We start from the raw sequence: 20,893 nt of genomic DNA on the forward strand, positions 1-20,893 counted from the left end.
GCCCTGATTGACGCTAAAGATTCATTTCCAAAAGCTGTCAGCCTACTAAATCCCAGGCATAAAAAAAGCACCGTTTACCAGTGCTTTAGTTGCGATTCAACCATTAAAAATGGCAAAACTTAATTAAGAGTAATCACATACTCGGCAATGGATTTCATATCATCAGAGCTTAATCCAGTCGCCATTGGAGCCATCATGCCTGTCATCGGCCCCATTTGCTCACCAGCTTTATACTTTTCCAACTTAGCCACAATATCTGCCGCTGACTGGTTATTTAAACGAGGACCAACCCCACCTTCGGCTTTAGAACCGTGACAGCCTACACAAGTTGCATACGCTTTCTCACCAGATGGCGTCGCTGCAACCATTTCAGCAACCTCTTCTTTAACCTCGGCGACTTTCTCTTCCACAGCCGTTTTGACCTCTTCAATTGCTGCTGGAGCCGGTTGCAACGCTTCTTTTGGCGCTTCCATTGGTGCAGGCTGTTTCACCGCCATGGTATTTTGTTCTGCTGCTGGCGCTTGAGCCGTTTTCGCATCATCATTATCACCAGAACAACCCGCTAAAAACAGTGCCGACCCTAAAATAGCCGTTGAAATCATTGCCGTTGCTTTAAAGTTAAAACGTTTTTTCATATTTGAATCCTCAATGTTATTTCATGATATATCGAATATATACAAAATCTTAAATCTATTATCTTTGTGTATGGTTATAAGGTTAAGACACAACGTCACACTTAAATGTTAAGAAAACATGAAAAATCTCGTAGAATCTTAAATCGTTTTAGATTTAAATCAAACAAACCTTAAACTACCCTTAAACTGTAACAACCTTATTTGTTCTATTGCAGTTTAAAACGCTTTAACCGCTTATACAAGTAGCCCCTCTTAAATAAGCTGGGTTTCTCGACAACATAAGAAAAACACGGATAAAAGCCTAACTTGCAAGACTGCGTTTTTTTATAAACCGCAATGAAGAAGAACTCCAATTACATAACTGGAATTCATGCCCTACCTTTACAGCGCTTTCATCTGCTTTTGCAAACGTTGAATGGAAACCGGTTTTAAGGTTTTCATCGGCTGAGAAAACAGAGAGATTCGGAGCTCCTCAATCATCCAACGGATATCCACCAGGCCTGGTTGGTTTTGGTAAGCCGGTTCTGCCGCCAAATCTTGATACATTTGTAGAATAGGTTGAATTTCTCTAATCGACTTTTGGTCTTTATTGGGGTCTAAATCAAGTTTTTGCAACCGTATTTCTAGCGCCTTCAAATAACGCTCAATCTGTTTGAACCACATATCCGGGGTATAACGAACAAAATCTTTGGAAATCAAACCATCCAATTGGGTTTGAATATCGGCAACCGATGCCAACCAACGAGGGTTGACTCGTCCTCTGACCTGTTTGGCGATCGTTTGATGTAAGCTAAAAATCTCATTAACCTGCTTGGCAATCTGTTGTGCCACCAAAATCCATTCCGAGCGAACCTTTTCCAAAACCTCGTTAAATTGCGTTTGTCTACGAATCTGTTCAGGATGCGGCACTAAAGTATGCAACGCCCTATCAATCACCTGCTGGGTTAAATCCTGACAGGTTCCATAGGGTGCGTAACACAAACAGGCTTTTTGCATCGGCAGCTTCTTTTGTAGATATTTCATCTTATCGGCCAACAGGCGTTCAATCAGTAATATCACCGCTTGTCCGTGGGCGCGTAAAGCCGTTTGCTGGTCCCCAATTAAATCCAACACAATCTCATCATCTTGGATTTGCAATGCCGGATAAGCCAACATTTCTTTACCTTGACTCTTAATGGTTTGACTATCGGATAAATCACCAAAGTTCCATTCATGGACCTGTATATGCTGTGTTTTTTGTTTGGCTTGATGTTTCTGGATTTTGGCATCCACCAAATGCTGGTAACTTTTCTTAAGTTCATTCAAGTCATTGCTTTCCGCCAACTTTGCACCTTTGTCATCCTCCAGAACAAAGTACGGTTTAAGATAATCCGGCAAGACTATTTCGGCAAAGTCACGTAATGAAACCTTTTGATTGGCTTTACGGTTTAACGCCCAAACCAGTTGATGCAAATAAGGTTCTTTTTTTCCGGCAGAAACGGTTTTCTCCGCATTCATCTCCGCCAAGACCAAATCGGCATATTGGGGTGCGGGAATAAACTGTTTACGCAGCTGTTTTGGCAACGACTTGATATAGAATGCGGTTTTCTCTTTAAGCAGACCCGGCGTCAACCATTCAAAATCTTGCGCTTCCACATTGTTCAGGTTGGCCAGCGGCAAATGGTAAATCAGGCCATCTTTTTGTTTGCCCGGTTCAAAATGGTAATCCACCGCCAACGACATCTGATTGCTTAAATGCACCTGGTCAGGATAGTCTTGCAATAGCGTGCTATTGGCGGACTGCTTCATTAAATCCTGTTCCGTTAAGAACAGCGCTTGCAGTGCTTGAGGTGACTCTTTCTCGGCCTTTTTCACCCACTTTTCAAAAGCGGGTTTGCTATAGATATGTTTAGGGATGCGCTCATCGTAAAACTGATAAAGCACCTCTTCATCCACCAAAAAATCCGGTCGACGTAATTTATGCTCTAACTTTTCAATCTTTTGGATCAACGTTTGGTTATGCACGAAAAACTTGGCTTTGGTGAATAACTGGCCTTCGACCAATCCGTGGCGAAGGAAAATCTTGTGGGATTCTTGAGGATTGATCGGCCCGTAATTGCAGTGCCGTTTGGTGACAATCGGCAAACCATACAAGGTGATGGATTCATAAGCGCCGACCTGGCCGGTTTTCTTCTGCCAATGCGGATCACTATAGCTGTGCTTGATGAGATGTTTGGCCAACCCTTCCACCCAACGCACATCAATCGCCGCGTTGGTTCGAGCATAGAGTTTGGTCGTTTCCACCAATTCGGCCGACAACATCCATTTAGGTTTGCGTTTAAACAGACTCGAACTCGGGTGAATGAACAGTTTGGTATTACGTGCCCCCAAATAGGATTTTTCATCGTCACGAGTGGCGACATTGCCGAGCAAGCCTGCCAACAGTGAACGGTGCACCGCAATGCTGTGCAAATCGCTCAAACGCTCTTTAACCTCACCTTCATGTCCATTGGGCAATTTGGTACGCACCTCTTCAAACAGATGCAGCTCGCCGACTTTCATGCCGATTCGTTTTAGGCTTTGTTCAAGTTGCATGGTCAACTCATGCCACTCTTTCATGCGCATATAGTTCAAGAAATTGGTTTTACATAATTTACGCAGTTTGTTTTGCGATAGGTGACGACGTTGATGCTCGTAGAAATGCCAAAGATTCAAATAGAACAGAAAGTCAGAACGTTCGTCTTCAAGAGGTTTATGGGCCACTCGAGCCGCTTGCATGTTGGTTTCATTGATATCGCGCGGATCTTGAATACTCAATACCGCCGCAATAATCAACACCTCGGCCAACACACCATTCTTTTCCGCTTCAATCACCATTTTGGCGACACTGGGGTCTACCGGCAGCCTGGCGATTTGCCGTCCCTCTTCGGTCAATTGGCGCTTGTCGTCCAAGGCCCCAAGCTCATGTAACTGCCTAAAACCGTCATTAATCGCCTTATCATTCGGCGCTTCAATAAACGGAAAACGATTTACCGCACCTAGCTGCAACTGGGTCATGGTTAAAATCACCGATGACAATGAAGTCCGGTGAATCTCCGGGTCGGTAAACTCGGGTCGGGCGTTGAAGTCCTCCTCTGCATAAAGACGAATACAAATCCCGTCGCTGACACGCCCGCAACGTCCTTTACGTTGGTTAGCCGATGCTTGGGAGATTTTTTCGATTGGCAGACGTTGCACTTTATTGCGCACACTGTAACGGCTGATTCTGACCAGGCCTGGGTCGATCACATATTTGATACCCGGGACGGTCAACGAGGTTTCGGCGACATTGGTACTTAAGATGATGCGACGTTTTTGCGAGGTTTGAAATACCTTTTGCTGCTCACTCATTGACAAACGTGCATACAGAGGCACAATTTCGGTGTTTTTCAATTGGTGTTTGCGCAAGGCCTCGGCGGTCTCTTTGATATCGCGTTCACCGACTTGAAACACCAGAACATCACCAAACGGATCTTCTTGTCCGAGTTCATCAATCGCATCGACAATCCCGGTAATCATGTCTTGCTCGATTTCATTGCCGGCATCATCTTCATATACCGACAATGGGCGATAACGTAATTCAACCGGATAGGTTCGCCCGGAAACCTCCACCACTGGTGGGCGCTTACCATTCAGGGTGAAGTGCTCGGCAAAACGTTGGGTATCGATGGTCGCGGAAGTGATAATGACTTTTAAATCGGGTCGCTTTGGCAACAACTGTTTAAGAATCCCCAACAAGAAATCGATATTGATACTGCGTTCATGCGCCTCATCAATGATGATCACTTCATATTGATTCAGATAACGGTCGTTCTGCACCTCGGCCAACAAAATCCCGTCGGTCATCACCTTAATCAAACTGTGCTCATGCACCTGATCCAAAAAACGCACCTGATAACCGACAATTTGTCCCAGCGAAGAGTGCAGTTCTTCGGAAATACGTTCCGCCACACTGCGCGCCGCAAGACGGCGTGGTTGGGTACAACCGATTTTACCGTGTAGACCTAAACCGGCTTCTAAACAGATTTTAGGGATTTGCGTGGTTTTACCCGAACCCGTTTCACCGGCGATGACCACCACTTGATTGTTTTTGATCAGTTCAACCAGTTCATCTTTTTTACTGGCAACCGGCAAAGCCTCATCGTAATCGATGCTCGGTAGCGTTTTCTGGCGGGCTGCTACCTGCAACTGTGAAGCTTGTATTTTTTCCGTTAATTTCAACCAGGCCTGGTTAGATTGCAAATCCTCCGAAGTCAAATCCTCAAAACCACCTTGTTTAGCCATTTTTTGCAATAAAAAACGGTCTTTAATCATGCATTCTTGAATTGCATTTTTAATATTTTTAACGGAAAAACCGGGGGTTGACGAATTTGCCATAATAATAATTAACAACCAGATAAATATTTTATATAGAATTAGTATTAATGCGAATACTAAAGTAAAAATCAAACGATTATTATAGCAAATACATCTTACGACGATTCACAAACACAAGGCATAACAGCATGAAAATTCGCCAACTATTTGATTACGAAACCTGGACCTACACCTACCTATTGTGGGATGAAACCACTAAAGAAGCGGCTGTAATTGATTCGGTATTAGAGCAAGTCGATCGTGACATGCAACACATTGAAGAACTTGGACTGAATGTAAAATACCTGCTGGAAACCCATATCCATGCTGACCACATTACCGGTGCAGGGCCGATTCGCAAGCGCACCGGGGCTAAAATAGCGGTTCATAGCAAATCAGGTTCAGAGTGTGCCGATATATTGACCAATGATGGGGATATATTCAAATTGGGTGAACAAGAAATCAAAGTGATGTACACACCAGGCCACACCGATAACGACAGCACCTACTTGATTGACGGTGCCGCATTTACTGGTGACACCCTTTTGGTTCGTGATTGTGGACGTACCGATTTTCAATTAGGGAGCAATGAGAACATGTACCACTCTCTAACTGAAAAATTATTTACACTACCGGAAGAGACCTTGGTTTTTCCTGCCCATGACTACAAAGGCTTTACCCAAAGCACCATTGGTGAAGAAAAGCAGTTCAACACCCGCGCTGGTAATGGCAAAGCATTCGAAGATTTTTCAACCATTATGGATAACTTGAACCTACCGAATCCAAAACGGATTGATATCTCTGTGCCTGGCAACCTACAGTGTGGCGATTTAGACAACTAAACCGTCAACCACAATTTTTGAACACAAAAAAGCCCGATGAACCATGAAGTGACCCCCAAATGTTGGACACCAACTTTGGGGGTTTTTCATGTCCAAATACAATCGAGAATTTAAACTGGCGATTGCTAAGCAATGCCTTTCTCATGAATCCAGTCTGTCCATTTCCAAGCGACTCGGTATTCCAGATCGCTATATCCGTTACTGGACACAAGTCTATCGTTTCCATGGTCAAAATGCGTTTATCAAACGTAACACACCATACTCTTTTGAAGACAAATATCGTATCCTAAAACACATGCGTGAAAATCACTGGTCTATTAGTTATACCAGTATTGTCTATAACATGAGTTCTGCGGGTACGATTTCTACTTGGCTCACTCAATTCGAACGGTTCGGCCTTTCAGGCTTACAACCTAAAAAGCAGGGTAGAAAAATGAAAAAAAACCAAAAGCAAGAAACCATTAAACCAACCGAACAAATGAGCCTAGAAGAGTTACGAGAAGAACTCGAATACCGTCGAGCGGAGAATGCCTATTTAAAAAAGCTCGATGCCCTGCTTCAGGAAAAAGAACGCCAAAGCAAGAAAAAGCAGGGCTCATAGATAAGCTTAGAAAGTTCTATCCACTTAAACATCTTCTCAAGGCCGCAGGGCTTGCACGAAGTGTGTTTTATTACCATCAGGCGCGCAGTGCGCTGCCTGATCGTTATGCGGACGTTAAAAGAGCGATTCAACAACTCTTTAATGAACATAAAGGTCGTTATGGGTATCGACGCATGACCTATGCGTTAAGACGCTTAGGTCACTTTTTAAACAAGAAGGCCGTTCAACGTTTAATGCAAGAACTGAACTTGAAGTCATTCGTCAGGCCAAAGCGTTACCGATCCTATAGAGGTCAAGTAGGCCGAATTGCCGAGAATGTGCTTCAAAGAAACTTCCATGTTGATGCACCGGATAAAAAATGGGTCACCGATGTCACGGAGTTTAAAGTCGGAGAACAGCGTGTTTACCTATCCCCCGTGATTGATCTGTTTAACCAAGAAGTGATTAGTTATCGAGTGGCTAAGAGTGCACGGCTACCACTGGTGACCGACATGTTAAAAGAAGCAGTCAATAAGTTAACAGGTAAAGTCAAACCCATATTCCACAGTGATCAAGGTTGGCAGTATCAGCATAGTGATGTACAGAAGCTACTGAAAGAGAATGGATTAACTCAGAGCATGTCAAGAAAAGGGAACTGTTTAGATAATGCGGTTGCTGAGAACTTTTTTGGAATCCTAAAAACCGAGATGTATCATCGTAAGAAGTTCAATAGCGCTGAGCATCTAATGGAAGAAATTAAAGACTATATTGAGTATTACAATACAAAACGAATCAAGGTGAAACTAAAAGGCCTGACTCCGATAGAATATCGAAATCAGGCCTTAAGTGCCGTTTAACTAAAATGTCCAACTTTTTGGGGTCACTTCACCATCATAATTTCATCGGGCTTTTTTTATTTCTAAGGCACCAATCAATCTGGTTTCTTTCAACTTTCTCAAATTCAGTCAAACACGGCGATGTACCATGTACCGATGCACCTAAGGGTGCACCTTCGGCACCCAACCGTTTTACTCTGAATTCAAAGCGAGCTGAAAAAAACCGTTAAAATCAATGGACTTCTAGAACTTCTACTTTGTAATCCAAGGTTTGATCGGCAAGCGGATGATTACCGTCTAAGTAAACCTTATCTTCCGTGACTTCGATAATACGGAATGTCACGGTATTGCCCTCAGGGTCTTCGGTTTCTACCGCTGAACCCACTTCGATTTCGACATTATCATCAAAATTTTCCGGTCCGGCAAAAACAATTAAATCGTCGTTACTCACACCGTAAGCTTTTTCTGGTGGAATGGTCACTTTAGCTTCAAAACCAGGTTCCTCACCCTCCATAAACTCTTCAAGACCCTCAATGATTTCACCTTCACCTTGAATGTAAATAACGGGCTCACCACCAAAAGTCGAATCTAACACATTGCCCTTTTCATCACGCAACTCATAGTGAAATGTAACTCGACTGCCTTTTTTAATTCTCATAACTCAACCTTTGTGACCTTTTAACTGTCTTTTGCATTAAAATAATGACGATATTTTACAGCAAAGAGAATCCGAATGCGTCAGATAATATTAGATACTGAAACCACCGGTTTTGAACCACATAATGGCGACAGAATCATTGAGATTGGTGCCGTTGAAATGTTTAAGCGCCGCTTGACCCATAACAACTACCACCAGTATATTTATCCTGAAAGAACGGTTCCACAAGAAGCGATCGAGGTTCATGGTATTACCGATGAGTTTCTGAAAGACAAACCGGTTTTTGCAAAAATCGCTGACGAATTTATGGAGTTTGTCGCCGGAGCGGAATTAATCATTCACAACGCTCCGTTCGATGTTGGTTTTATCAACCACGAACTATCACTTCTACCTGGCAATAAATGGGGAAAAATCGAAGACCATTGTGTGATTACCGACTCACTCAAAATGGCTCGCCAAACCTATCCTGGACAAAGAAATTCTTTAGATGCGTTATGTAAACGTTTAGGCATAGACAACTCCAACCGAACCTTGCACGGAGCCTTACTCGATTCCGAGATCTTAGCCGACGTTTACCTAACGATGACCGGTGGACAAACCGATTTGATGTTAGCGGCAGACAGCCAAAACAACAGCGAAAACAGTGATAGTCGAGTGACTGTTCGCAGTGACCGTCCAGCCCTTAAGGTTTTAAAAGCCAACGATGCGGAACTTATGCTTCATCAAAAAAAACTGGAAGAGATCTCTAAGAAATCAGGCCAAGAGTTAGCCTGGTAATCTGAAATACATCAATCCCTCATCATAAAAAACGCCCATTAAAGGGCGTTTTTTTTATTCTTACATTTATCCCTAACCAGGATCAAACAACCGTAAAGCGAGCTTACAGCTCTTTGCTAAGAATTCATCAACAACTCATCAATCGCCAAATTCGCCAATTCATCCACTCTTTCGTTCTCTGGATGACCGCTATGCCCCTTGACCCAAAACCACTCGACCGTGTGTGGCTGCAAAGCCGCATCCAACCTTAACCAAAGTTCTTTATTTTTTACCGGCTGGTTGGCGGCGGTTTTCCAGCCTTTCTGCTTCCAACCAGCCATCCACTTAGTCACTCCGTTCTTCACGTACTGAGAATCCGTGGTGATATGCACCGTACTGCTGCGGGTCAATACTTCAAAAGCCTGGATTGCGGCCATCAACTCCATTTGATTATTGGTGGTGTCTTTTTGATAACCTTTGAGTTCTTTACGATATTGACCATATTGCAATAGCACCCCCCAACCGCCAGGCCCGGGATTCCCTCGACAACCGCCATCCGTAAAGGCTTTAACCACCTGATTGTTTTGAAATTGCATCGTTACTTATCCACGCTATTAAGATGTTTTATTTTCTGGCTTGAAACCGTTGCACCGTTTCTGATGCCCTGCCATTTAGGCAAGTGCCATTTCAAACCAACCAAAGTAGGCGCATCAACACGTTTTTTTGCCACTAAACAATAAACATTGCCAAAATCCAAACCGATCATCTTAAGAGAGCTCTCGACTTTTTCGATGATTTTGGCCCAAAATGCATATTTCTCACCGCCGGTGAAACACATTACCGAACTATATTCGATAACCTTGACCTCATAACCTAACACTTCCAACCACTCTTTAATACGATTGGCGCGGCGGTAGTTAGCCTGGTTGAATCCTTGAAGGGTAGAAAAATGTTTTAATCTGAATGGCATACAGGCAATGGGGTTGAACCCCGTCAATACGATATGCCCTTCCGGCACCAACATACTATCCACCTGGCGTAACAAATAATAGGGGTCATCCACGGTTTCAAGAGTGTGCGGCAAGAAAACCACATCCGCTTTATCTTTACCGATCGGTAAAAAATCCAACTCCGCTTGCACCCAGTGCACGCCTTGCAGAATGGTCGGTTGACCACTCAGCTGTTCATCAACCAATAACTTACTGACTACACGACTGTTTTCCACCAAGTTTTCATTCGAAACACAGCCTAATTGAACCAAAAAATAACCGAATAGTCGATTGACAGCCTTATCAACCAGCATCTTTTCTTGTTTATAAACGACCAGGCCTGCTGAACTTTGAAACCAATGTTTTAAAAACGTTTGAAAACCTTGATTCATCGTGCTTTTCCCACTATTTTCAGTGTAATTTTGTTAGAATAATTTTCAATTATAGCAACTGGATTCGGTATCTTATATGAATATCGTTGGTTTACCTGCCTTAGTGGGCACCTATGACAATTACATTTGGGTCATTCACAACTCGGAAAACGCCTGGATTGTTGACCCTGGCGAATCTCAGCAAGTATTGGATTACCTGAATCAACACAATTTACAGTTGCAAGCCATTTTAATCACCCATCAACATTTTGACCATATTGACGGTATTGCCGACTTACATAATGCTTATCCTAACGCACAGGTATTTGGACCGGCAAAAAGCACACATCCTTCGATTCAAATCAAATGTAAAGAAAACGATGTCATTACACTAGCAGATGAGTTGCAACTCAAAGTGTTAGAAACCCCCGGACACACATTGGACCACATCGCTTTCTATAATGATTCAGTACTGTTTTGTGGAGACACCTTGTTTACAGCAGGTTGCGGACGCATTTTGGGCGGAACGGCACAACAATTCAGCGACTCTATACTCAAGCTCCGTCAACTGCCTGATGAGTTAAAATTCTTCTCAGCGCATGAATACACTTTAAGTAATCTAGGCTTTGCCGCCATTGCTGAACCTGAAAACGCTGCGCTAAAACAGCGGATTGCAACTACCGAAATCCATTATCCAAGTAACCATACAGGTGCACAATCGACACTAGGTGAAGAGAAAGCGACCAATCCATTCTTACGATTTGATACACCTCATCTTAAAAAATCCCTACTGGAACGTGGAGCGGAAGATTCTGCAGAAAGTTTATTCGCCACTTTGCGAGCTTGGAAAGATGAGTATGACCGCAACCACTAAACCATCCCCGAATACTAGAACTGAAATACCTATGGCACAAAATACTGAAACCGACTTAATATCAACCCCCAACCGGAGTCAACCAGGCCTGTTCAGATTGAGTTTAATGACCTTAGGTTTGATGGCCCTAGGCCTAAACACCTTGGTATTGACTGGTTGTGTGTCCAACTCTAGCATTCAGTCCGATTCAGGTTTGACTCCGTCAGCTAAACCACAAGTTATTAGCAACAGCCGTCCAATCCAAACTCCGACAACAGCCGATGTAACGCCGGATAACCTACGTGTAGATTTACAAACCCATGTCTACCACCCTATCATTTGGGATGAAATGCGTTATAAATTTGATTTGGCAGATGAAAACTTTGGTCATTACTCAGATTATTTAGCCTTTTACGGAGAACGTAAAACACATTTGAAACGTGTCTCAGAAAGGGCAAAACCATACTTACACTACATCCTGAACGAAGTTAAAAAGCGTAAAATGCCTTATGAAATCGCCCTGTTACCCGCAGTGGAAAGTGGCTTTAGACCTTTTGCCCGTTCCCATCAAAAAGCGGTTGGTTTGTGGCAGTTTATTCCAAGTACGGCGAACATCTACGACCTTGACCAAACCTGGTGGTACGATGGTCGAAAAGATGTGGTCGAAAGCACTCGTGCGGCTTTAGATTATTTACAAAAGCTGTACAAACTGAACAACAACGATTGGCTGCTTGCCCTTGCCTCCTATAATGCAGGTTTAGGCAATGTTTATCGAGCGCAGAAAAAGTATCGCAAAAAACACAAAGACCAAACTGGCATCAAAGAGTACCTACCTAATTTCTGGGAAATAAAAGAGTTCTTACCTCAAGAAACCCAAGGTTATGTTCCTAAACTTCTCGCTGTCGCACATATTATTGAATATTCCGAGCGTTTCAACATTGAACTCGAACCGATTGCCAACCGACCTTATTTCTCGCAAATTGCGTTAAACAAGCAAGTTTCATTAGGTCAGGTCGCTAAACTTTCTGCGACCTCTGCTGAAGTGCTGGCGTCTTTGAACCCGGGCTACCATCAACCTGCCACGCCACCCAATGGTCCTTATCACCTGTTACTGCCGGTTGATAAGGCGGAAGCGTTTGAAGAACATATTGAAAACAACCAAGAAATCTTCAATATCCAATGGCAAAAGCACAAGATTCGTCAAGGTGATAGCCTGAGTGTGATTGCCAAAAAATATAAAACCTCATCCAAAGCCATTCAGCGTTTGAACGGTATGAAAAATGCCAATATACGTGCTGGCAAAACGCTGTTAATCCCGATACCCGCGGATAAAATAGCCCAGGTAAAAGCCCAGTTAGCTCAGGCTGAACAACAGAAACCTTATAAGGTTAACAAAACACCGAATAAAACAACTCAAGCAAAATCAGTAGACACTACCGCAGCGAATAGCCACCTACACAAAGTGAAATCTGGCGATTCTTTATGGCTTTTAGCCAAGCAATACAATGTCAGCAGCCAGCAAATTGCCAAGGCGAACAAGCTATCTTTTAAAACCCCGTTAAAACTTGGCCAAAACCTTGTGATTCCTGGGTATGAAGCAACGACTAAAATCCAGCACACCTTGAAAACCGGAGAAAGCCTATGGTTGGTTGCAAAACGTTATAAGGTAACCACTCAAGATATTGCGGCTTGGAATAACATTTCTGCTAAAAAAGTGCTACAACCAGGAATGAAATTAACGATTTGGACAAAGGAAACACCTAACAAATCGGTTAAATATGTGGTCAAGAATGGCGACAACTTATGGAATATCGCCAAGGCAAATCAAGTTTCCGCTCAGCAGCTTGCTTTACATAACAACCTCTCTTTAAAGAGTTTACTGAAACCTGGGCAGATAATTAAAATCCCATTAACGAGCGCTAAAAATACTTAATATTACCCACCATATTCAATTGAAAGAATTACAATAGGGTTAATTTTTCGATTTAATGTCAATGACGGATAATTTATTTTGACTGTGTCTCAACACTCTGCCAACCTTTGTTCTTCTCAAAACCTGGGGATTGCCTCTCTCCAAAGTTCAAGGTTTGCCGTTTTTTTAGCTTTAACTACATTACTGTTTTTAATAGCCCCTTCTGTTAAAGCGCAAACGGATAAGACCTTGATGAGTGAACAACAAAAAGATTTTTTGTTGGCATACGATGCAATCAAACGTAATGACCGTACAGCCATTGCTAGCTACAAGAAAAAGTTAAAAGACTACCCTCTAGCAATCTACATCACCTATCATGACTATCGTATACACCTATCCAGCACCCCAAGAAAACAAATCAATCAATTTATCAAACAGAATAAAAATCATTATTTAGCGGATAAACTGTACACAAAACTGCTTGTGCAACTTGCCTCAGAAAAGAAATGGACGACCTTTCTCAACAACTACAAACCGCAGAAAAGTCAGAACTTACAGTGTTATCACATTCAAGCATTAGCTAACCGTAAACAGACAACTCGAGCCGTTACATTGGCTAAACCCATTTGGCAAAACTCCACTGAATTGAGTAGTGCCTGCCAGCCACTCGATAAACTGCTACGTGACCAGAAAAAACTCACCGGAACCATGATTTGGGAAAGAATCGAGTTAGCGATGAATAAACGTAAAACCAAGTTAGCCAAGAAACTCAGCCACGATTTATCCAATAAAGATAAAGAGATGTTCAACTACTGGCTCAAAGTCTATAAAAACCCGCTGTTAATCGCCAAACCGTTACCTAAGAGCATATCGCCAAGTATCAAAAAGAAAATTTTTACTCAAGGCATTCGCTTTCTTGCCTCAAGAGATCCTGAACTGGCCGACACAAGCCTGAATAAGTTCTACAAAGACTATGGCTTAAATAAAGATCAATATGCCATCTTAAAACGTAAAGTCGCTCTAAGAAGCGCATACAAATACGCGCCACAAGCGGCCGATTTACTCAATGAAGTCAACGGAAGTACCGCTAAAAGTGAAGATACCCTACGCTGGCAAGCCCAAATAGCCCTTAAGCAATCCAACTGGGCGAGTTTACTGGAAACCATTGACTTGATGCCGGCTGAAACCCAACAAGACAAACAATGGCTATACTGGAAAGCACGTGCTTTGGAAGCCGCTAAACAACAAAAGGAAGCGAATGATTTATATCAAAAGCTGGCTAAACAACGAAACTATTATGCTTTTTTAGCAGCCGACCGCTTAAAACAACCGTATCAATTCAACCCGAATCCGGTTCAAAAACGCGACACCGCTTATCTGGTTAAGAAATACCCCGAACTACAAAGAATTCAGGAGCTAATGGCGATTGACTGGCCATTGAGTGCCAAGCGTGAATGGTACCAACTATTGAATCGTGTGAATCAGGATGAGCTTCAAGCCATCGCCGTCCTCGCCAACCAATGGGAACAGTATTCACAATCGATCCGCAGTTTAGCTAAAGCCAAAAAATGGCATGATTTAGGTTTACGTTTCCCCACTCCGCATAAAGAACCGGTTATGCAAAATGCGGATAAAAATAAAATTGATCCTGCTTGGATTTACGGCATCATGCGCCGTGAAAGTGCCTTCTCAGAAGACGTTAAATCCTCGGTTGGTGCCGTTGGTTTGATGCAACTCATGCCTAAAACGGCAAAATACATCGGCAAGAAAATCGGAGTTAAAAAAGTCTCTTATACAGACTTGACCAAAGCGGAAAACAACATTGAGTTGGGCAGTGCTTATTTAAGTTATCTACACGACAAATATGATGGCAATAAAGTATTAGCCACGGCCTCCTACAATGCGGGGCCAAATCGTGTCGACACCTGGATCCCTAAAAATGGAACTCTGGCCGCCGACCAGTGGATTGACTCGATTCCATTCACCGAAACTCGTGACTATGTGAAAGCGGTTTTAGAATACACCACCATCTTCAAATCGCTTCTAAACAAGAAGTATGACCGTTTAGAGGACGTTATGCCCCCTATTGGCGGAAAACCCGTTAAGCAAACCGACCCTCAACATCCATAACCCCATCAAGCAGTTTACGCTTTCGCTAGTGATAGACCATTTTCTTAATTATCTGTTTCAGCACATTTGTTTCAGCACTTTAAACAGGCAAAAAAAAACCCGAGTTGGACGACTCGGGTTTAAATACATTATCTCATTAGAAATAATCAGAGGAGGATACTCATGAAGAAACATGAATGAGCGAATTATATTAGCATTTCCTTATCTTGTCAAATATAAATAAGCCTTTTTCTAAATAAGAAAACTTAATAAGCAGTTTTAAGCAGTTGATTAAAATACATATTTTTTATAAGGATATTGCCCTACACCAGCCTAATACAGCAAGCTGTACAGCAAACCCTTATAAACAGCGGGCTTTGTATTCCTAAAAAATTAACTCTTTTTATATCCTACGCCAAGTTGTTCCTTCCGCACTATCCAATAATTCAATCCCTTGTTCACTCAATAAATCACGAATCTCATCTGATCTGGCAAAGTTTTTTTCTGCTCTCGCCGTTTTTCTTTCCGCAATGTATTGTGCAATCATCTCATCACTTAAGTCGGAATCGCTGGGTTGTGATTTAAAGAAACTCTCGGCACTCTGTTCTAATAATCCAATTTGATTTGCCAACTTAACCAATAAAGCGGCCAGGCCTGGTTGTTTCGTTTTATTGACTTCTTTCGCCAACTCAAACAATACCGCAATGGCTTTAGGTGTATTGAAATCATCGTTCATAACGGCCATAAATTCCGCTTCGAACTCCGTACCCTTCGCAGGCTCGATAAGTTCATTCAGCTCAACACTTTCTAAAGCCGAATACAATCGCCCAACACTCGCCTTCGCACTATTCAAATTCTCTTCGGAATAGTTCACCGGACTACGGTAATGGCTCGATAACAAGAAATAACGAATCACTTCTGGGTGATAGACTTTCAACACCTCTCGAATGGTAAAGAAGTTATTTAGTGACTTGGACATTTTCTCATCATCGATACGCACAAAACCACAGTGCATCCACGTGTTTACATAATGTTCACCTGTAGCGCATTCTGACTGGGCAATCTCGTTTTCATGGTGTGGGAAAGACAAATCCATTCCGCCACCGTGAATATCAAAATGGTTACCTAAACACTTGGTAGACATGGCTGAACACTCGATATGCCAACCTGGACGCCCATCACCCCAAGAGGAATCCCAACTTGGTTCATTCTCTTTGGAAGCCTTCCAAAGCACGAAATCCAACGGATCTTGCTTGACTTCATTAACATCGACACGAGCGCCAGACTCAAGGTCATCAATATTTTTTCCGGATAAACGCCCGTATTCCGCAAAGGCTTTGACTTTAAAATAGACATCGCCATTGTCTGCCGGATAAGCAAAGCCTTTCTCTATCAAGGTTTCAATCATATGACGAATCTCATCCATATGCTCGGTCGCTTTTGGCTCCATATCCGGACGTAGCACATTCATCGCTTTTTCATCGGCATGCATCTCTTCAATCATACGTTCCGTTAAAGATTGAATGGACTCACCATTCTCTAAAGCACGTTTAATGATCTTATCGTCGATATCGGTGATATTGCGCACATAATTAACGTCGTAACCCAAAGCTCTTAAATGACGTACAACCGTATCGAAAACCACCATGACACGAGCATGGCCGATATGACATAAGTCATAAACCGTTACACCACATACATACATGCCTACTTTTCCAGGGTGGATTGGGGTAAAAACCTGTTTTGTACGGGTTTCCGTATTAAAAATTTGTAGGCTCATAGTCTTCCTGCCGTGTCGTTTCATTTATGGGGTTTACGTTAAAAAGGCATGTAACATTGGGTACAGTATTAAGAACCGCACCAAGATGCTGACTCAATCCTTAAAATTAAGTTAGAAACTGTTCAGCCTATTTAACCTAGGTGTTAGAATGCTGCATATTGTATCTTATAACCGATTTAATATGTTGGAGTGAATCATGAATAGAAGACTGTTTTTAACCTTTAAAGCCGCCCTGCTAACTGCTTTTATCAGCAGCAGTGTCTTTGCTCAAACAACAACCGAAACTCAAGCTGAAGTGGCCAGCAAAACTCCTGCAAAAGCACCGCAAGTATTAATCGAAACCACCGAAGGGACCATCGTACTTGAGCTATACCCAGACAAGGCGCCAAAAACCGTTGAAAACTTTTTGACTTACGTTAATGAAGAGTTTTATGACAATACGATTTTCCACCGCGTGATTCCTGGATTCATGGTGCAAGGTGGCGGTTTTACTGAAGATTTTGAGAAGAAAATCACTCATGCCCCCATTCAAAATGAAGCGGACAACGGGCTACGTAACCGCATTGGTACGGTTGCGATGGCGAGAACCAATGACCCACATTCGGCTACGGCGCAGTTTTTCATCAATGTCGCACAAAACACTTTCTTAGATTTTCGTGAAAAAACCCCTCGCGCTTGGGGCTATGCCGTGTTCGGTAAGGTCATAAGCGGCATGAAAACCGTCAATAAAATTCGCATGGTGAGAACCGGTTTTAAAAACGGTATGAAAGATGTACCGATCAAAACCGTAAAAATCATCAAAGCCCGTCAAATCAAGTAATGGATTCTAGAAATCTTAGATTTGATTTTAGAAATCTAAGATTTGATTCTGTAAATCTTCGATTTGATATGCACAATCAAGTAAAATACCGCGCATGATTTTATAAATACAAAACAAGGATAATCCATGTCAAAAGTCGTTATTGAAACCACAATGGGAAACATCACAGTTGAACTAGATGATGAAAAAGCACCGATTGGCGCTGAGAACTTCATTCATTATGTAATGGAAGGTTTTTACAAAGGTACGATTTTCCACCGTATCATCCCTAACTTCATGGTTCAAGGTGGCGGTATGGTTGAGGGAATGCAAGATAAAGCGTCTGGCGCTCCAATCGAAAACGAAGCCGATAACGGCCTTAAAAATGATCGCGGGACAATCGCTTATGCGCGTACTGGTGACCCTCATTCAGCAACCACACAATTCTTCATCAACCTAAAAGACAACGGTTTCCTTAATCACACCGGCAAAGACATGCAAGGTTGGGGATATGCGGTATTTGGTAAAGTAACCGATGGTATGGATGTGGTCGATGCGATGGCTAAAGTGGAAACCACAAGCCGCATGGGACACCAAGATGTTCCGGTTGATGACATTACCATTTTAAAAACGACTTTGATTGAAGATTAATCATCTAAAACAAGTTTATTTTTAAATCAAGCCGAGTTCAAAACTCGGCTTTTTTGTTTTTAACACATCATTTTAAAAAGACGGGCAGCAAAGCCATCAAAAGCCGTTAAAAGCATTCAAATCACTAGGTGTTGGCCTATATTCTTGTTAGAATCATGCCATGCAAAACTCTATCCCCTCACCCAATCCATTCACACTAGTGGTTGCCGACATTCACCTTCAACCTGAGCAAGAGCACCCTATCAATCAAGCCTTTTATGATTTTTTGGAGCTTGAAGCCGCCAAAGCCGATGCTTTATATATCTTAGGCGACCTGTTTGAGATATGGGTGGGGGATGATATTGGGCTTGAACAATATTCGACTATCATCCAAAAATTTAAAAGCTTAACCGATGCAGGCCTGCCAATTTATCTACAATACGGCAACCGCGATTTTTTGATGAAGCAAGCGTTTTGTGTGGCTACCGGCATTACCATCCTTGACGACATTACCGTAGCAAGACTTTATAACGAACCTTATCTGTTTTTGCATGGCGATAGCTTATGCACCGATGACATCGGTTATCAAAGAATGCGTAAACTGTTTAGAAATCGGTTGGTACAGTGGATTTTCTTGCATTTAAGCCGTAAGCGCCGTTTAACCATCGGCAATAAGATGCGCCACAGTTCCAAACAGCATAGCCAACAAAAAACACCACAAATCATGGACGTCAATCAAAACACCGTTTGCGAACTTTTTAAGCTTCACCCTCAAGTCAACCATATGGTTCATGGACATACCCACCGTCCAGAACACCATATTATTGAAGCGGAACATAAGCGCTTACATCGTTGGGTGTTAGGCGATTGGCGGCCGCAGGCGAAGATTATATTAATTGACCACAATGGCCCGCAGCTTATTGATTACCCTAACCATTGCTAACCTGCTACTAAGATATTCCATACAATGAAAAAAACCGCTTTCAAAGCGTTTTTTTTCAGCAACTTCCTAACAAGCTTGATGGTTTTTTAAGCATCCAGTTTCAAAAACTTAAAGTGTAACTCGCCATCAGTTTCTACGGTAAAACGCACCTTCTCTTTTACACGCCCCGCTTCTTGCGTTCCTGAACAGGTCCAAGCAATGGCCCAATCATAACTGTAATCACAACGGTATAAATTGTCTTTTAAATGTACGATAGCATCCACTGCGATATTCCCAGCATAATTGGCCGCTTGGCTAATATGACTCATATCTTGGACAAAATCATCGCTGTAATCATCGATATATTTATCCAGTAATCTCTTCAACTCTGGTTCTAAAACCAGACTATCGTCAACATTACGGTCCTGTAACTCCGTCAAGGTCAATATCAAAATAACACCCTCAAAGATTCGTTTTGTAAAGTTACCAGGCCTGGTAACTTTATTTATAATTAAAAATTCTTTGTTACTAAAACGTGCTTTTCACCTTCGGTTTTAGCAATCACGACAGCTCCTACCGAATCACTGAAGATATTCACCGCGGTGCGCATCATATCCAAAATCCTATCCACCACCAACAGCAAACCGATCGCCTCCGCAGGCAAACCGACCGCCACTAAAATAATGCTTATCGCGACCAAACTGGCCGATGGAATCCCCGCCACGCCGATAGAAGTGGTTAACGCCACAACAACGATAAGCAATTGGGTAGCAAAGTCTAATTCGACACCGAATAATTGCGCTATGAAAATAGCCGCTACACATTCATAAAGTGCCGTGCCGTCCATATTGATCGTCGCCCCCAACGGTAAAACAAAACTCGTTACCCGGTTGGAAACACCCGCTCTATGCTCAACAGAGTTCATAGAGATCGGAAGTGTTGACGAAGACGAACTGGTTGAAAACGCGGTAAGCAATGCCGGAGCCATAGCCTGATAATGCAACCAAGGATTTTTGATTCCGCCAACAAATTTTAAGATAAGCGGCATAACCACCAAAAAGTGAACCCCTAAAGCGAGAACCACCGTCATAAAGAACAGCGCTAGATTACCGAATTGCTCAAAACCGGTTTTGGCAACTGAAGCGGCCACCAAACCAAATACCCCTAACGGGGCGAACTTCATGATCAAATCGGTCATTAACATCATGACTTCGAAGACACCCAGCCAAAAGTTATTCATAGTCGTAGCGACATCCCCTTTTAGCCTCGTCATAAAAAAACCAAACAATAAACTGAAGAAGATCAAACCCAACATTTGACCTTGAGCGGCCGCATTCACCACGTTGGTTGGAATCATGCGCAGAAAGACTTCAACCACATCGCCAGCGGATTTGCCTTCAACAGCCATTGTCACTGTTTCATTCGCTTCGATTACCGGAGGGGGATTATTTGAAACCCCGGGTTGAATGATATTCACCAACACCAAACCAATTAAAATCGCAATCAGACTGGTCGCTAGATAATAACCAATGGTCTTCATCCCTAAGCGACCAAAACCACCTTGACTCCCCACATTGGCAATCCCCGTGATAATGGCTGAAACCACTAAAGGCACAACAATCATCTTTAACGCGTTTAAAAAAAGTGTGCCAATAAAGGTATAGATTGCTAACCAATGAACGCCCCAAATAGTGCCTTCAACACCCGTATACGCTCCCATAGCCGTGGCGATAACCAATGCAATCAAAATCTGCCAATGTAGTGCTAATTTCATATTCATATCCCTTAAAGAGCTTTTATGGTGTATTTAATGATATAAAAAAAGCGCTTAAAACAGGAGCCTTAAG

18 protein-coding genes are annotated in these 20,893 nt (G+C 42.6%); 10 read left to right on the forward strand and 8 right to left on the reverse strand.

Going from position 1 to position 20,893, the window contains the following annotated elements; all coding sequences use genetic code 11:
• Positions 1 to 119: 119 nt before the first annotated feature.
• Positions 120 to 635, reverse strand: coding sequence for a c-type cytochrome (locus L6421_RS06840; RefSeq protein WP_237260784.1), 516 nt, complete (start codon positions 633 to 635; stop codon positions 120 to 122).
• Positions 636 to 1,016: 381 nt separating this feature from the next.
• Entirely contained in the window at positions 1,017 to 5,030 is a 4,014-nt protein-coding gene (gene hrpA, locus L6421_RS06845) for an ATP-dependent RNA helicase HrpA (protein ID WP_237260785.1), read from the reverse strand.
• Between the two features lie 128 nt (positions 5,031 to 5,158).
• On the opposite strand from hrpA, the gene L6421_RS06850 reads away from it, so the two are divergent.
• The 3 genes from L6421_RS06850 to L6421_RS06860 all read left to right on the forward strand — a co-directional run bounded on the left by L6421_RS06850 (position 5,159) and on the right by L6421_RS06860 (position 7,288).
• Entirely contained in the window at positions 5,159 to 5,851 is a 693-nt protein-coding gene (locus L6421_RS06850; RefSeq protein WP_237260787.1) for an MBL fold metallo-hydrolase, read from the forward strand.
• 88 nt (positions 5,852 to 5,939) lie between these two features.
• Positions 5,940 to 6,452, forward strand: coding sequence for a helix-turn-helix domain-containing protein (locus L6421_RS06855; protein WP_237260710.1), 513 nt, complete (start codon positions 5,940 to 5,942; stop codon positions 6,450 to 6,452).
• Positions 6,362 to 7,288, forward strand: a complete 927-nt coding sequence (locus L6421_RS06860; protein WP_237264455.1) for an IS3 family transposase — start codon at positions 6,362 to 6,364, stop codon at positions 7,286 to 7,288. The genes L6421_RS06855 and L6421_RS06860 overlap by 91 nt, the downstream gene beginning before the upstream one ends.
• Before the next feature lie 211 nt (positions 7,289 to 7,499).
• On the opposite strand, the gene L6421_RS06865 is transcribed toward L6421_RS06860, so the two are convergent.
• A complete protein-coding gene (locus tag L6421_RS06865; RefSeq protein WP_237260788.1) occupies positions 7,500 to 7,925 on the reverse strand; it encodes an FKBP-type peptidyl-prolyl cis-trans isomerase in 426 nt (141 codons plus the stop codon).
• 75 nt (positions 7,926 to 8,000) lie between these two features.
• On the opposite strand from L6421_RS06865, the gene dnaQ reads away from it, so the two are divergent.
• Positions 8,001 to 8,702 carry a DNA polymerase III subunit epsilon gene (gene dnaQ / locus L6421_RS06870; protein ID WP_237260790.1) on the forward strand — a complete coding sequence of 234 codons (702 nt, stop codon included), beginning with the start codon at positions 8,001 to 8,003 and terminating at the stop codon, positions 8,700 to 8,702.
• 116 nt (positions 8,703 to 8,818) lie between these two features.
• On the opposite strand, the gene rnhA is transcribed toward dnaQ, so the two are convergent.
• Both rnhA and L6421_RS06880 read right to left on the reverse strand, forming a co-directional pair.
• A complete protein-coding gene (gene rnhA / locus L6421_RS06875) occupies positions 8,819 to 9,277 on the reverse strand; it encodes a ribonuclease HI (protein ID WP_237260792.1) in 459 nt (152 codons plus the stop codon).
• Positions 9,278 to 9,279: 2 nt separating this feature from the next.
• Complete coding sequence (locus L6421_RS06880) at positions 9,280 to 10,062, reverse strand: class I SAM-dependent methyltransferase (protein ID WP_237260794.1); 783 nt, start codon at positions 10,060 to 10,062, stop codon at positions 9,280 to 9,282.
• Between the two features lie 76 nt (positions 10,063 to 10,138).
• On the opposite strand from L6421_RS06880, the gene gloB reads away from it, so the two are divergent.
• The 3 genes from gloB (at position 10,139) to L6421_RS06895 (ending at position 14,936) form a co-directional block, all read left to right on the forward strand.
• A complete protein-coding gene (gene gloB, locus L6421_RS06885) occupies positions 10,139 to 10,915 on the forward strand; it encodes a hydroxyacylglutathione hydrolase (protein WP_237260796.1) in 777 nt (258 codons plus the stop codon).
• A 31-nt stretch (positions 10,916 to 10,946) separates the two neighbouring features.
• Positions 10,947 to 12,827, forward strand: coding sequence for a LysM peptidoglycan-binding domain-containing protein (locus L6421_RS06890; protein ID WP_237260798.1), 1,881 nt, complete (start codon positions 10,947 to 10,949; stop codon positions 12,825 to 12,827).
• 84 nt (positions 12,828 to 12,911) lie between these two features.
• The gene (locus L6421_RS06895) at positions 12,912 to 14,936 is read left to right on the forward strand and encodes a transglycosylase SLT domain-containing protein (protein WP_237260800.1); all 2,025 of its coding nucleotides are present in this window, start codon (positions 12,912 to 12,914) and stop codon (positions 14,934 to 14,936) included.
• Between the two features lie 382 nt (positions 14,937 to 15,318).
• On the opposite strand, the gene cysS is transcribed toward L6421_RS06895, so the two are convergent.
• Positions 15,319 to 16,695: a cysteine--tRNA ligase gene (cysS, locus tag L6421_RS06900; RefSeq protein WP_237260802.1), complete on the reverse strand. Its 1,377-nt coding sequence runs from the start codon at positions 16,693 to 16,695 to the stop codon at positions 15,319 to 15,321.
• Between the two features lie 196 nt (positions 16,696 to 16,891).
• Between cysS and L6421_RS06905 the strand changes: the two genes are divergently transcribed.
• The 3 genes from L6421_RS06905 to L6421_RS06915 all read left to right on the forward strand — a co-directional run bounded on the left by L6421_RS06905 (position 16,892) and on the right by L6421_RS06915 (position 19,067).
• A complete protein-coding gene (locus L6421_RS06905) occupies positions 16,892 to 17,515 on the forward strand; it encodes a peptidylprolyl isomerase (RefSeq protein WP_237260803.1) in 624 nt (207 codons plus the stop codon).
• Positions 17,516 to 17,641: 126 nt separating this feature from the next.
• Complete coding sequence (locus tag L6421_RS06910) at positions 17,642 to 18,145, forward strand: peptidylprolyl isomerase (protein ID WP_237260805.1); 504 nt, start codon at positions 17,642 to 17,644, stop codon at positions 18,143 to 18,145.
• 160 nt (positions 18,146 to 18,305) lie between these two features.
• On the forward strand, positions 18,306 to 19,067 hold the full coding sequence (locus L6421_RS06915) for a UDP-2,3-diacylglucosamine diphosphatase (protein ID WP_237260807.1): 762 nt from the start codon (positions 18,306 to 18,308) through the stop codon (positions 19,065 to 19,067).
• A gap of 86 nt (positions 19,068 to 19,153) precedes the next feature.
• Here L6421_RS06915 and L6421_RS06920 read toward each other — a convergent pair whose 3' ends face one another.
• Both L6421_RS06920 and L6421_RS06925 read right to left on the reverse strand, forming a co-directional pair.
• Positions 19,154 to 19,498, reverse strand: coding sequence for a hypothetical protein (locus L6421_RS06920; protein WP_237260809.1), 345 nt, complete (start codon positions 19,496 to 19,498; stop codon positions 19,154 to 19,156).
• Between the two features lie 59 nt (positions 19,499 to 19,557).
• Positions 19,558 to 20,820, reverse strand: a complete 1,263-nt coding sequence (locus L6421_RS06925; protein ID WP_237260811.1) for a dicarboxylate/amino acid:cation symporter — start codon at positions 20,818 to 20,820, stop codon at positions 19,558 to 19,560.
• Positions 20,821 to 20,893: the final 73 nt, after the last annotated feature.

Origin of the sequence: Thiomicrorhabdus immobilis (assembly GCF_021654855.1) — a bacterium.
Lineage (GTDB): Bacteria > Pseudomonadota > Gammaproteobacteria > Thiomicrospirales > Thiomicrospiraceae > Thiomicrorhabdus > Thiomicrorhabdus immobilis.